This is a genomic window from Calditrichota bacterium, assembly GCA_020637445.1.
Lineage (GTDB): Bacteria > Electryoneota > RPQS01 > RPQS01 > RPQS01 > JABWCQ01.
This window is the reverse complement of the sequence record JACJVZ010000001.1, coordinates 505,794-519,013: the sequence shown is the minus strand read 5'-3', so window position 1 is coordinate 519,013 and position 13,220 is coordinate 505,794. Positions and strand designations below refer to the sequence as shown.

At 52.6% G+C, this 13,220-nt stretch carries 12 protein-coding genes and 1 riboswitch; of the genes, 3 read left to right on the top strand and 9 right to left on the bottom strand.

Annotated features, from left to right (window positions below; translation table 11 throughout):
* The gene (locus H6507_01945; GenBank protein MCB9367864.1) at nt 1-348 is read right to left on the bottom strand and encodes a non-heme iron oxygenase ferredoxin subunit; all 348 of its coding nucleotides are present in this window, start codon (nt 346-348) and stop codon (nt 1-3) included.
* 92 nt (nt 349-440) lie between these two features.
* Here H6507_01945 and H6507_01940 point away from each other — a divergent pair, with 92 nt between their 5' ends.
* A complete protein-coding gene (locus tag H6507_01940; protein ID MCB9367863.1) occupies nt 441-1,022 on the top strand; it encodes a hypothetical protein in 582 nt (193 codons plus the stop codon).
* Between the two features lie 87 nt (nt 1,023-1,109).
* On the opposite strand, the gene H6507_01935 is transcribed toward H6507_01940, so the two are convergent.
* From H6507_01935 to H6507_01905, 7 genes are all read right to left on the bottom strand, one after another.
* Complete coding sequence (locus H6507_01935) at nt 1,110-2,324, bottom strand: SufD family Fe-S cluster assembly protein (GenBank protein MCB9367862.1); 1,215 nt, start codon at nt 2,322-2,324, stop codon at nt 1,110-1,112.
* Nucleotides 2,317-3,726 (bottom strand): Fe-S cluster assembly protein SufB, encoded by a 1,410-nt coding sequence (sufB, locus tag H6507_01930; protein MCB9367861.1) that lies wholly within the window; start codon nt 3,724-3,726, stop codon nt 2,317-2,319. Before sufB ends, H6507_01935 begins: the two co-directional genes overlap by 8 nt.
* 27 nt (nt 3,727-3,753) lie before the next feature.
* Complete coding sequence (locus H6507_01925; protein MCB9367860.1) at nt 3,754-4,515, bottom strand: hypothetical protein; 762 nt, start codon at nt 4,513-4,515, stop codon at nt 3,754-3,756.
* A 2-nt stretch (nt 4,516-4,517) separates the two neighbouring features.
* Nucleotides 4,518-5,261, bottom strand: a complete 744-nt coding sequence (locus H6507_01920) for a hypothetical protein (protein MCB9367859.1) — start codon at nt 5,259-5,261, stop codon at nt 4,518-4,520.
* Nucleotides 5,258-5,821, bottom strand: a complete 564-nt coding sequence (locus tag H6507_01915) for a hypothetical protein (protein ID MCB9367858.1) — start codon at nt 5,819-5,821, stop codon at nt 5,258-5,260. Before H6507_01915 ends, H6507_01920 begins: the two co-directional genes overlap by 4 nt.
* Before the next feature lie 22 nt (nt 5,822-5,843).
* The gene (gene sufC / locus H6507_01910; GenBank protein ID MCB9367857.1) at nt 5,844-6,590 is read right to left on the bottom strand and encodes a Fe-S cluster assembly ATPase SufC; all 747 of its coding nucleotides are present in this window, start codon (nt 6,588-6,590) and stop codon (nt 5,844-5,846) included.
* A 110-nt stretch (nt 6,591-6,700) separates the two neighbouring features.
* Nucleotides 6,701-7,180, bottom strand: coding sequence for an Rrf2 family transcriptional regulator (locus H6507_01905; GenBank protein MCB9367856.1), 480 nt, complete (start codon nt 7,178-7,180; stop codon nt 6,701-6,703).
* Between the two features lie 168 nt (nt 7,181-7,348).
* Nucleotides 7,349-7,455, top strand: a riboswitch (TPP riboswitch).
* A gap of 86 nt (nt 7,456-7,541) precedes the next feature.
* On the opposite strand from H6507_01905, the gene H6507_01900 reads away from it, so the two are divergent.
* Nucleotides 7,542-10,001, top strand: coding sequence for a TonB-dependent receptor (locus H6507_01900; GenBank protein MCB9367855.1), 2,460 nt, complete (start codon nt 7,542-7,544; stop codon nt 9,999-10,001).
* Nucleotides 10,001-11,377, top strand: a complete 1,377-nt coding sequence (locus tag H6507_01895) for a sodium:solute symporter family protein (protein ID MCB9367854.1) — start codon at nt 10,001-10,003, stop codon at nt 11,375-11,377. Before H6507_01900 ends, H6507_01895 begins: the two co-directional genes overlap by 1 nt.
* Nucleotides 11,378-11,456: 79 nt before the next feature.
* Here the strand turns inward: H6507_01895 and H6507_01890 are convergent, their stop codons facing one another.
* On the bottom strand, nt 11,457-13,211 hold the full coding sequence (locus tag H6507_01890; protein MCB9367853.1) for a hypothetical protein: 1,755 nt from the start codon (nt 13,209-13,211) through the stop codon (nt 11,457-11,459).
* Nucleotides 13,212-13,220: the final 9 nt, after the last annotated feature.

Sequence of the window (13,220 nt, the reverse complement as noted above, 5' to 3'; positions counted from 1 at the left end):
TTATGCTCCTTCGGCCTGCAAATATTTGGCAGGAACAGAGACGTAGACGTCGTCTCCCTTTATCTCAACTGTGAAAGTCTCAATCGGTTCTGTAGCCGGCAGCGAAAGCGCTTCACCGGTCTTTAACGAGAATCTTGCGCCGTGACGCGGGCACTCGATGCAGTCGCCTTCAAGCCAACCGTCCGTCAAATACTCATCTTCGTGGCTGCAGAGATCACTCGTTGCATACCACTTTCCATCCGACTGAAAGATAGCAAGTTCAAGTTTTCCGACTTCAAAGCCTTTTCCGCTGTTTTTCGGAATATCAGATACGCTGCAAATCTTAATTGACTTAGTTTCTTGATCCATCTAACGAATATTCCTGATCCGTATGACTTATTGTGGCCCATTCATTGCCATTTATGTGGGCAAAGGCCAGATTATTAAACTATGTGGTGGATATGAACCGATTTGTTGCCGCGATTTTGTGTATCCTTGTTCTCTTGAACATAGGATGCGATACCGACAGCGATTCATCCGAAACTTTTCACCCCGCCGAACCAACCCTCAACATGTTGGAATCCGGACCCGGTAATGGAGCCGAGTTCTTTTGGTGGAGTGACTCGGGAAGGTCGCGTGCGGCGGCCGCAAACTATCGTGCTGCAGAGTGGGTCACGGATACAGCAACCACGCATATCCAGATCGAATGCATGGTCGGTTTGTTCGTCTATCCCGGGTGTCTCGGATCTCAACCGGATCTTGAGTGCGACATTGTCGTCGCCGATCCAACCTTCGCGCAGCTTGAATACGGTCCGACTGGGCTGTCATTTCAAGACTCCGTCAAGCTCTGGATCGACTCAACCGTCGTCGATTTTCCAGTGGGCACCTATGCCGCAGACGTCGCCTTTTACTACTACAATCCGGAAAGCGGCGAGTTTGAGCAACTCGATACGTGGATCAACGATCACAACGGTTGGATTGAAGCCAAGGTCACACACTTTTCGCGCTACATTTTGGGTCGCAAAGTAACGCAGCGCAACTAAAAGAATCTCGATTTTCGCGGGACATATATGGCCCGCACTATACAGGAACGCCCCAATGACCGTGATCATCAGGGGCGTTTTAGTCTCTCAGTGATTTGCCGCGCGACCAATGGTGCGCGAAACCCGTTCGCGCCAATTCTGCCGCACGTCATCCAACACTTCAGGCACCGTATCGATGACCTCTTCGCCGAAACCCATACTGATGGCAGTCAACGCTTCGCGGTAATTTAGTCCACGCGTCTGCAAATAGAAAAGTTGTTCCTTGTTCAGCGTTCCGATGGACGCGCCGTGACTGCACTTGACGTCGTCGGCCACGATTTCGAGCTTCGGAATTGCGTCGGCGTGCGTGCCGGGGTCCAACATCAAGTTACGGCAGGTTTGGTATGCATCGGTTTTCTGCGCGTGCTGCGGTACGGTAATTACGCCCTGATAAACCGAATGCGCGGTGTCCGCAAGCAGGGTTTTGAAAAGCAGATTTGAAAATCCGTTCGGCGTGTTGTGATGCTGGTGAGTGCGGTGATCGGCTTTTGCTTCGCCGTGCCCGCTGAACAAGCCACTCAAATGACACTCGGTGTTCGGGCCGATCAAGTCCATCCTCATTTGCGAAACATGCCACGCGCCGCCCGTCGTAAATGAACTCCAGTTCAGATAGCCGTCGCGCTCGACGAAGATTCTGCCGGAACGGTAAATCGCACTGTCTTGCGGTACGACTTCATCGTGTGCATAGTGGAGCCGCGCTCCCGCTTTGACAAGGATTTCACTTCGGCCAATGACCGGCGCATCCTTGTTATCCGTTTCCCAACGGTCAAAGATAACGGCCTCCGCGCCGCTTTCAACGATAACCAGAGTTACAGGAGCAGAAAGTCCCGGCCCGAAGTGGCGGTGCGTGAGATCAATCACGACTCCCGTCGTATTCGCGGGCACTCGCAAGCACACCGGGTTGGCCGAGAGCGCGCGGTTGAAGTGCAGAAACTTCGAGTCCGTATCGCCGTCTTCAATCTTCAGCATCGAAGCGAACAACTCGCGGTCTGAAGGTGTCGCGAGCAGCGCGTCTTGCGTCAGGCCGCTGCGGACGTTGATCACGGTTTCAAACCTCGTTGCATCCGTCACCGATTCGATCTTGTCCCACGGGAAAGCACCCGCATTGTTCTTACGCCAAAGTTCTGCATCACGCGGCGGCAAATCCGTCGAGCGGGCAAGATTGAGCGCTTCCGCGCGGTCGTCCGCCGAGAAAAGCGTTTGTCCGCTGGATATTTTCTCGAGATAACTCATCTGTAGTTGGGTTGTGCGAGCCTCAGCCAACGGATCCCTCCATCTGCAACTGGATCAAGCGGTTCATTTCGAGCGCGTACTCCATCGGAAGTTCCTTCACGACTGGTTCAATAAATCCGCGCACGATCATAGTCATGGCTTCTTCTTCGGAAATTCCGCGGCTCTGAAGATAAAACACCTGCTCGTCGCCGATCTTTGAGACCGTGGCTTCGTGTCCGAGCTCGACACGATCTTCCTGAATATTCATGTAAGGATACGTGTCGCTGCGGCTGTGATCGTCAAGCAGAAGCGCGTCACATCCGACGGTGCTCTTGCTGTTCGTCGCACCCTTTGCGACTTCGACCAGACCCCTGTACGACGTGCGGCCGCCGCCACGCGAAATGGATTTGGACAACACGACGGATGTCGTGTCGGGCGCATTGTGAATCACTTTCGCCCCGGCCTCGGTGTGCATTCCGGAACCGGCATACGCGACCGACAGAATATCGGCCTTGGCACCGCGGCCCATCAAATATACGGACGGGTATTTCATCGTAACTTTCGATCCGATGTTGCAGTCCACCCACTCCATCGTCGCGCCCTCTTCGGCAATGGCGCGCTTGGTTACAAGATTGTACACGTTCTTCGACCAGTTCTGAATCGTCGTGTAACGAACGCGGGCGTCTTTCTTTACGAAAATCTCAACAACGGCGGAGTGCAATGAGTCGCTCGAATAGACCGGCGCGGTGCAGCCTTCGACGTAATGCACACTCGAGCCTTCATCGGCGATAATCAGCGTGCGTTCGAATTGGCCGGCGTTCTGCGCGTTAATCCGGAAGTAGGCCTGAAGCGGAATTGTGACATGGACTCCCTTCGGCACGTAGATAAAACTTCCGCCCGACCATACGGCCGTATTGAGCGCGGCGAGTTTGTTGTCACCGGCCGGAATAGCCTTATTGAAATACTCTTTGTAGAGATCCGGATATTCTTTTAGGCCCGTGTCGGTATCGAGAAATACGACGCCTTGCTTACTCCACTGTTCTTGCAGCGAGTGATAAACAACTTCGCTCTCGTACTGCGCGCCAACTCCCGCGAGAAACTTCTTTTCAGCTTCCGGAATACCGAGCTTGTCGTACGTTTCCCGGATTTCTTCCGGAACGGCATCCCAATCCGTCGCAACCTTGTCGGACGGTTTGATATAGTAGTAGATGTCGTCCCAGTCAATGTCCTTGAGGTTCGGACCCCATTCAGGGAGCGGCTTCTTATAGAAGTAGTCAAGCCCCTTTAGGCGCAGCTTGAGCATCCACTCAGGTTCGTTCTTGAATTTCGAAATTTCCTCAACGACCTGCTTTGACAATCCCTTCGGCAGCTTAACGACGTTCTTTTCGGGCATCGAAAAGCCGTAACGGTCGTAATTGTCAAGATCGAGAGTGAATTCTTTCGATGGTGGCATTGTGTATCTCCAAATTATGAAAGCAATTTAAGCTGTCGCATTCAACAGACGCGTGAGTGACTCAAATTTGACACGTTTGTTGAGCGATTCCAGTTCTTCACGCGACCATTGCTGTGCGTAGAACTTAGGTTCGGATAAGTCAAGTGGACGGTTTCGGCCGAATCCAAAAGGCAACGGCTCGAATCCCGCGGCGGGAAGTCCTACTGCGCGGAGTGCACGCGCGCGCTTTTGAAGCCGTTGGAACTTGACTTCGGTAAAAAGATCTTTGTCACTTTGCTTCATCCCCAGAAATCCGTGCAGGAAATCGAGGATGTAGTCGCGGCGAATGACGACAAAACTCTGCTCGATGCGAACGGGACTGGTTGCGCCGTACATGATCTTGGCATTGCCCATCTTTGCGATGCAGTCTTCGATGATGCCTTCGCCGACGATCAAGCAGTCCTGCTCCAAAAACACGGAGTAATCGGCGTCATTCAAGTAGGCGTGCATCGCTCCGAGCGAGAACGAGCGCGTCCATCCACCATACTTGCCCTCGCAGATCATCCCATGCTTGAAATTCTTGGCTAGATTTACCCACTCGACTTGTTTGTTTGACAAGTCGGGTTTTAGGGGACTGGCCGAATCTGCAACAAAAATCTGAACAGGATCGGCAAACGTCTTGACACATTCGTACCAAACGTCAAAGAAGCCGGGCGTGCGCACACGATCATCGGATTCGTTGTAGTTCGCGCCGATGTGCCGGCGAGTTTCGTCGCACCACCATCCGCTGTGAATGATGTAGCTTGGCATCCTTAGTTGCGTGGCCGCACGTCTCGCTGCACGTTTACGATCTCGAATTCATGCAGGCGGCGCGTGAAAAGGTGGATATTGACGGAATGAGGATAGATGTAAACTCGAGTCGGCGTCACGCCGGCCCAATCGAGAACGTGAAACAAACCTGATTGACTGACGTGCGATTCGCGCGCACCGGCCATACGGCGGGCGTTTGTCAGAATGTCTTGCGAAAGATCGAGCACTTGCGCATGCGGAACTTCGACCAGCATGTGTTCATCACCGACCAGAATTTCGTCTGTGAAGGGATAGTCCCCGAGATTCAATTTGAATTCAGGGTCGTAGCCCAAACCGTGCTCTTCAGCGACATACTCCGGAACAAATCTTCGCGGCGTCCGGCGAAATCCGAGATTGTAGTATTCAGATGTTACGACACCGAATTGGTTGGGATCGTGGACGTAGGGTTCGCCGCCCTTTTCCCAATCGACCACCGGAAAATCCACAAGAGTGACCTTGTGAGTCATTTCTTGCAGCATCAAGAGAGAGTCAATTTGTGAAAACGGACCAAAGCTCTTGGCCAGCACAAAGTGGATTTTGTCGCCGTGAGTCTTGTAGAGCCAGCTTGCTACGGGCAGGCAAGCAATGAAGTCTCCGAGTTTCCCGCAGTGGGTGACGACTATCGGTTGGCTTGGGCGATTCCGCGTTTTCCACCAATAGCTAAGTTTCTTGATCGCACTTCCGTAGCGCGGACCGAGTGTTTTCACAATTGTGCGGCGATGCCAAGCTGCTTCAGAGCTTTCGTCGCGGCCTCGGCAACGGACGTCACGGAAATCGGACCGAGTGTTTTGCTTTCGGCTTTGTGCGAGGCGGCATCGACAATAAACGTGTCATTCCAACTTGGCTTAACGTCGTCTCGGCTTGACACGATGACAACTTGAGGTTTGTTTAGCGCCGCCGCGATGTATCGCCATGACGTGTTCATGCCAATCCAGAGCAACGCCTCCGAGATGACACCGGCGCGCTCGGACGCATTCAGTTTTCGAAAAACGTGATCGGCGCGCGCCAATCTCTCCGACGCGGGATCGCCGACTTGTACGACCTTGATCCCCACGGAATCGAGGTTTGCAATCAGTATTTCAAAACGCGGCGCCGGCCAAAACTCTCCGTCTTGTGTCGGCGACGTGTCCATGACGACTGTTTTGGAAGGATCAAGTTTACCGGGCCAACGCGGGCGTTCTACGCCTTCGTTCAAGCGCGGCCGTCCGGTCTCGTCCAGCATCACACTTAGTCCAAGCTCCAGGCGGAGAGTGTCAACGATATCCAAACCGTTCGCCGTCACAATTCGCTTAAGCTGCGACTTCGTCTTTCACCCAGTCGTAACCTTCCTTTTCAAGCTGGAGCGCAAGCGATTTGTCTCCGGACTTGACGATACGGCCGTTGACCAGAATATGTACGACGTCGGGAACGATGTAGTCGAGCAGACGCTGATAGTGGGTGATCACAAGCGCGCCGAATCCTTCTCCGCGCATGCTGTTTACGCCGTTGGCTACAATCTTGAGGGCGTCAATGTCGAGACCAGAATCGGTTTCGTCCATGATCGCCATCTCAGGTTTCAACATTCCCATTTGCAGAATCTCGTTGCGCTTCTTCTCGCCACCCGAGAACCCTTCGTTCAAATAGCGCTTCGTGAATTCAGGTCGAATGTCCAACAGCTGAAGCCATTTCTTCATTTCGGCATCAAATTCCTTAAAGCTCGGGGTTTGCCCGAATCGCTCAGTCATTGCCAAACGCAAGAAGTTGTTCACGGAAACGCCGTAAATTTCCTGAGGATATTGAAACGCCAAGAAAAGACCCTTCTTGGCGCGCTCATCCGGCTCCAACTCGAGAAGGCTATCCCCCTTCCAGAGAATATCACCTCCGGTCACTTCGTATTTGGGATGTCCCATGATGGCTGAGGACAAAGTCGACTTGCCACCGCCGTTGGGCCCCATGATCGCATGTACTTCGCCCACCGGAACCGTCAGGTCCAGGCCACGAAGAATTTCCTTCCCTTCTACCGCGACATGCAGGCCGCGCACTTCAAGATGGTTCAAGGCTACTCCGGTATTTGAAAATTTGAAATTCGAACGAGGAAAAGAGGAAAAACAGTCAATGCGCACGCAGCTTGCCTGCGTTCGCCCATTTTTACTCTTCTTTCTACCGCTTAGTTGCGGGCGGCTACGGATTCTTTGCCGTTACCGTGGAGGACTGGCTGAATCTGCGTGTACGCCTGTTTTTGCTCAATTTCCAGCAAGTCGGCCAACGATTTGCTGCGAAAGAAATTGCGCACATGATCCTCCGCCTCTTGCCAGACATGACGTACGACGCACTCTTGCGACAATGCGCAGGCCGCCGGATCGGTGGAACATTCGTTGAACGCCAATGACCCTTCAAAGGCTTCAATGACCTCCAACATATTGATATCTTCTGGCTTACGTCCAAGAGCTATGCCGCCACCTTTGCCACGGTGGGTTTCAAGCAGTCCTTCGCTCGAAAGATATGCCACGATTTTCGTCAAAAAAACACGCGGTATGCGTTGCTGCTCGGCAATTTCACGAGTAACAAAGGTTTTGCCTTCAGAATGGCCGCGGGCCACATACATTAGCATGCGGAGGGCGTAGTCGGCTTGCAGGGAGATTAACATGAGGTTTTTCCTAAATATGACTTTGATAGTCAGATTCGCAATATAAGGGGAATCTAAGCCGGAGTCAAGTGCTATAAGTCACAATAGATTGAGATTTACATTGTGAAACTTTACACATTGCGGAAAGTATGCCTCTTGACAACTTCGTCCGGTTTTCGTTACTTGGGCTTGCAGCCGTAGGGGTGGTCGCACGGAGCAGATCCGGAAGCGGCCTGAGAGAGACCCTCGAACCTGATCCGGATAATGCCGGCGAAGGAAACGGTGCGGTCAACGCAGCCGCTCGAGAAAGAGTGACTCATGGTGATAGCCGCAGCCGTTTTGTGAACGGGCTGCGGTTTTTTGCTTTTTGGAGGCATCTGCGATGCGATTTGTGTTTGTGTTTCTACTTAGTTTTGTGTCAGCGTTTGCGGGATCGGCCCTCACGGGAGTCGTGACGGATTGGTCGAACGGCAGACCGGTTGAAGGCGCAACCGTTGAAGTGGATTTGGAGGAAGTCGCCGTAACGAACAAATTCGGTCGATACGAGACCAAGAATTTTGAACAGGAAAGTGTCGTGGTCAAAGTAACGCGCGACGGTTATTCGCCGTACACTGCAATTATTGTTTTGGCGGACGCGGATCAAACAGAGTTCAATGTAGAGCTAAAACCCTTCGCCACCGGGGCGGAAAGCGCCGGCGCATATGAAGAGGCGCCAAAGTACAAGATGGATGACGTGACCGTTACTACGACGCGAGCAACGTCTGATTATCCCGTGACTTTTACCAATGTGGACCGCGAAACGATTGACCGTACAAGTTTCGGTCAGGATTTGCCGCAACTCTTCACACAAACGCCGAGTGTCAACACATATTCCGACGGAGGAAACGGTTTCGGATACTCGTATCTTCGGCTGAGAGGATTTTCACAGAATCGTGTCGGAGTCTACCTCAACGGTATTCCTTTGAACGACGCGGAATCTCATGAAGTATTTTGGATTGACTTGCCGGATTTTGCCGAAGACACGCAGGATATGCAGGTGCAGCGAGGCATCGGAAGTTCTCTATATGGTGCGGCGTCACTGGGAGGATCAATCAACCTTGTAACGAAAACGCCCGGTTTGGGTGACCGCCCGAAATTGCGCGCGGAAGGCATGTACGGTACTTGGAACACGCGCCGCGCAAGTTTGCAGTTTACGACGGGCCGAGTGGCAAAGAAGTATGGATATGCAGGCAGGCTGTCGCGAATGGATTCCGATGGATATAAGTATGGCTCGTGGGTGAAGATGTGGAGCTACTATATGGCCGCATCGCGTTTCTCCGGCCGTCATACAACCAGAGTTATCTTCTACGGTGGTCCCGAGAAGACTCATCTTGCTTACGATGGCGTTACGAAAGATTATCTTGAAGGAACAGTCACGGGAGACAAAGAGAAAGACCGTCGCTACAACTCGTTTACGTATCCCGGTGAGATTGACAATTTCTTTCAACCACACTATGAGTTGCATGACACGTGGCGCGTACTCGACAACGTATCTGTGGACAATTCGCTGTATCTCTTCCGCGGCGACGGGTACTACGACCAGTACCGTACCAATCAAGATTTGTATGAGTACTTTAACGATGTATTTGCCGGACAGTACATTGTCACTCTGCTGCGCCGCAGAAATATCGCCGAGACCGACGGCGGATGGGTGCCGCGCGCAACGTGGAAGCACAAATATGGCCAGACGGTGTTCGGCGCGGAGCTTCGATTGCACAGCGCACATCACGAAGGCACAGTGCAATGGGCGTCTGACCTGCCGCCCAACTCGGATCCAGACGAACATTATTACGACTACCGAGTGGCTAAGCAGGTGTACTCGGGTTACGTACATAATTTGTTTTCGATCTCAGATCCGCTGAATGCCATGGTGGATTTGCAGGTGAAGTCGCAGCGCTATCAAATGAAGAAAGACGTGCTCTATGACGTGACGCTCGACCAGACCTTCAGCGCCTTCACACCACGCGTGGGATTGAACTACAGGTTATTCGAGGCTAACGAGGCGCGACCGCTAACGCTTGTTTACGGCAACGTTTCGCTGGCTCAGAGGGAGCCCGCATTTCGAGATTTGTACAACGCCCAGGATTTTTATTCTTCACCGCGCTATGCTCCGTACCGTTTTGAAAATGGTTACTCGGGAGGCAAATACGTCGGGCCGACTTTGAGTGATGAGAAGCTGATCGACTTTGAGTTCGGCGCGATTGCACAATGGCAGCGCGCACACTTGGGAGTGAATTACTACCGCATGGAGCTAACGGATGCGATTGTGACAGACAACGGACAGTTGGATGATTTAGGAAATCTACTCTCAGCGAATGCCGACAAAGTACGGCACCAAGGCCTCGAGATCGTCGGTGCTGTCGAACCCGTCGCCAACCTGAAATTTAGCGGAAATCTTGCGCTCGCCGATCATAGATTCGTAAAGTACTCCGAAGTTGACTGGTACACGTACGAGTTAACGTCTCGCGACGGAAATCGAATTGGCCAGGATCCCGACTATCTTGCAAATCTGCAAGTAACACACAAACACGGCAACTTCACATTCGGTCTCGGGTCGCGATTTGTCGGCCAACAGTTTACGGACAACAGTGAGGACGAAGCGACGGCGGTCAAATCGTATTTGTTGGTCTATCTCGATTTGGGTTACCAATTGCATAATCTTCCCGGCAACGTACCTCTCGCAGAGCTGCGTATGCACGTCGATAATTTGTTCGACACGGAATACGAAACGGTCGGCTATGGCGACACCTACATCGTCGGTGCTCCGCGTGCCGTTTACACCACGTTCGCGGTCGAGCTTTGATGCACGGAGGTTTGGCGCATGCGTCGTGGATTGACCTTGTCATCGTCGCCGTTTCTGTCGGAGCGGTTTTCGCGGCGGGACTTTGGAAGCGCGCGGGTGAATACAGCGACTACCTGATTGCGGGCCGCAGACTCTCGTTGCCCGCATTCGCGATGTCGTTGATCACATCGTGGTACGGCGGAATCTTGGGTGTAAGCGAATATTCGTATTCTTACGGGCTCTCTAATTGGTTTGTGTTCGGTGTTCCATACTATCTCTACGCGCTGATCTTTGCTCTGATCTTAGCCAAGAAAGCCCGGCGCTCGGAATTGATGTCGCTGCCTGATCGTTTTGAATCAGCCTATGGAAAAGGCGCGGCCAGAGTTTGCGGCGGCATTATTTTTCTGACGACGATGCCAGCCGCATACTTGTTGATGCTCGGTAAACTCATCGAGTGGATGTTCGGCTGGCCCTATCACGTTTCGCTGCTCGTTGGAACGGCAGTCTCGACTCTCTATCTCTTTCGAGGAGGTTTGGCCAGTGTCGTAAATACGGACAAGATTCAGTTCGTCTTTATGTACGTTGGATTTGCCGTGATGGTCGCGATGCTTTATCAACATCATGGCGGATTGGAATTCATTCGCGCGAACGTTTCGTCCGACTTGCTGACTCCGACCGGTGGACAGGCCATCGGCGCTGTGCTCGTTTGGTATGTAATCGCTTCGACAACTTTGGTTGAACCACTTTTCTATGAACGCGCGTTTGCGGCAAGATCCGAGAAATTTGTGCTGCCGGGAATCGTGATTGCGATTTTGTTCTGGGCTGTGTTTGATTTTATGACCACGGCGACGGGCCTGTATGCGCGGGCAATTCTCGGGAGTATAGATTCCCCAGTGTTCGCGTTTCCCGAACTCGCCGCGCGTGTGCTGCCTGTAGGCTTGTTCGGTCTCTTCCTCGCCGCTCTCGTGGCAGTCGTCGCTTCAACCATTGACAGCTATACTTTTATTGCGGGAGCGGCGCTGGGCCGCGATGTGTTGGGGCGAAATCAGTCGCAAAACAAGCTAAAACTCTTGAAAGTCGGCGGCGCACTCGGATTGCTCACCGCGCTGGCACTTGCGTGGTTTTCCGATTCAGTGATTGAGTTGTGGTATTCCATCGGCTCCATCACGGCACCCGCTCTGCTCTTCCCCGCCCTTCTGGCATGGTTCTCAAAATCTCCCCCTAAAGCGAACATCGCAACCACGGCCATGCTGCTTGCAGGTGGTACCGCCTTGCTGTGGAGACTGTCAAGTTTTTGGTCAGCGACGGGAGACTATTGGTTGGGCGTTGAACCAATTTTTGTTGGGCTTGCCGTAAGCGTTTTGGTGTTAACACCGGATTTGCTTTTGAAGCGCTGAGTGTGGTTTCCAAAGCAAAGAACCCGCCGTGAATTCGGCGGGTTCTTTTTTGTGGCATGTTCCCTCTCGTCTGTCGGGACTACAGGCCGGCGAGCATGCGTGGCATCAGGACGTCAAACAACGCCTGCACCTCATTCAAATTGCAATAGTAAAGCGGAATGCCGAACACGGCGCAACGGAAACTTAAGTCGTAATAGTAGGCTCCAACTTCTCCGTTTTGGAAGTAGTCCGGATCGACCGTCGTCATTCGACCAATAATCGTACACTCTCCGCGCGGATCGAACGACCACGTTCTGTTTATCGCGCCGTTCCAAGAAACAAGAAGTTTCGTTCCATCTACACTTACTGACGGAAAACCGTTTTGTCCTGCCATGCCATTGACTTGCTGCACGGTACCCGGATCGCGTTCGGCTTCAAACAGTCTCAAATAACGGTACTCAAAGTCGGATTCAGAGTATTCTCGCGTCGTGGTCGTGCCCATAGCGCCTAAGACGTTCCAGCCGCTTAGAATCACACGGCCGCCACGCTGCATATACTCAGCGAGTACACGTCGGTTGTCATCGAGGTAATACGGCTCGCTCCAATCATCGGCATGCCAAATCACCAAACCTATGTCTTTGACGTCGCCCGCGGTTACCAGACCACCCGTAGATTGACGGTCATTCATGTCGATGTTGCGGACCTTATATCCTTCAACAAGCGTGGCGTAAAAATCATCCACTTGCTGATCGGTCGGCAATGTCGGGGCGCCGTTTCCATTGCGCGTCTCATCCACGACGACAATAGAATCCGTCAAAGTTTGCTCCACAAGATTGATGAAGAACGACGTCGTGTCCGACTCCACACCGGCAAGATCGCGGGCCTGAAATGCGTACGAATATTCTCCCGCAGGCAGGTTCGTTAGAATCAACGAAGGTTCAATTTCCCACCCGGACCATGTCCCGTCGGGATTTCGGTATCTATAGGAGTGAATTTGTCCACGATAGCTGAATGCGGATGCCTCGTAGGACAAGGCGAGTTCCGCATTGAGTTGATGATAAATTGAGCCGTCCGGATAGAGACTGTCTGACGAGACGCCGCTGTTGTATCTTGCGACGAGATCCGGCGCGGTCGGTACGTGATCCAACGCGACGTTGACTGTGCGCGAAACGATGTTTGAAACGGCAAAACCTGAATCACGGCAGCGACCGTAGATCGTATGCTGTCCCTCGGTAAGCGCCGAATTGTCAACCGGAATCACATTGGCGGGGAAAGTATCGAGCGCAAGATTCGCGAACATGTAGATCGAATCCGGCGACCATTCAGTCCAACTCGCTGTGTCATCGAGACTCATCGAGAACCACATGCCCGAACGGTTTGCGTCGCTGGATTCGAATCGAATTTGAAATCCTTGACCTACATTTGCGTTCGGACCGACGATGTTATCACCGGAAATAATACACGTGGGTGCCGTGTTCCTCGTATAAAACTGAATCTCAGGCGGTGCCGGATCGATATCCCCGTCGTCATCCACAGCCTGTACACCAAATGTATGCGAGACTATTTCGCCCGTGGACGGTGCTGAGAAAGATATTGTGCTGTCCGTGCTTGCGGTATAGGTGACCAGTTGGCCGTCGATGAAAATGTTGTAGCCGTCAACTTCACCGTCGACGTCGTTGCCAGCCCAGTGCAGCGAGAAGTAATGGTTGACCACCGTTCCGTTCTGAGGGGCGGCGGTAATTCTCGTGGACGGAGGCCTGTTCGCCAACGGGGAACCCGGATCGGACGTTTCGCATCCTACATAAAATGCGAGCAACAATAAAGAACAGAGGAGTCCAAGAATTCTGTATTTCATATTGTGTCC

Excerpts from the sequence above, each read along its gene's own strand:
- H6507_01900 (MCB9367855.1), top strand. The coding sequence starts at position 7,542 with ATGCGATTTGTGTTTGTGTTTCTACTTAGTTTTGTGTCAGCGTTTGCG.
- sufB (MCB9367861.1), bottom strand. The coding sequence starts at position 3,726 with ATGCCACCATCGAAAGAATTCACTCTCGATCTTGACAATTACGACCGT.
- H6507_01895 (MCB9367854.1), top strand. The coding sequence starts at position 10,001 with ATGCACGGAGGTTTGGCGCATGCGTCGTGGATTGACCTTGTCATCGTC.
- H6507_01945 (MCB9367864.1), bottom strand. The coding sequence starts at position 348 with ATGGATCAAGAAACTAAGTCAATTAAGATTTGCAGCGTATCTGATATT.
- H6507_01925 (MCB9367860.1), bottom strand. The coding sequence starts at position 4,515 with ATGCCAAGCTACATCATTCACAGCGGATGGTGGTGCGACGAAACTCGC.
- H6507_01890 (MCB9367853.1), bottom strand. The coding sequence starts at position 13,211 with ATGAAATACAGAATTCTTGGACTCCTCTGTTCTTTATTGTTGCTCGCA.
- H6507_01905 (MCB9367856.1), bottom strand. The coding sequence starts at position 7,180 with ATGTTAATCTCCCTGCAAGCCGACTACGCCCTCCGCATGCTAATGTAT.
- H6507_01940 (MCB9367863.1), top strand. The coding sequence starts at position 441 with ATGAACCGATTTGTTGCCGCGATTTTGTGTATCCTTGTTCTCTTGAAC.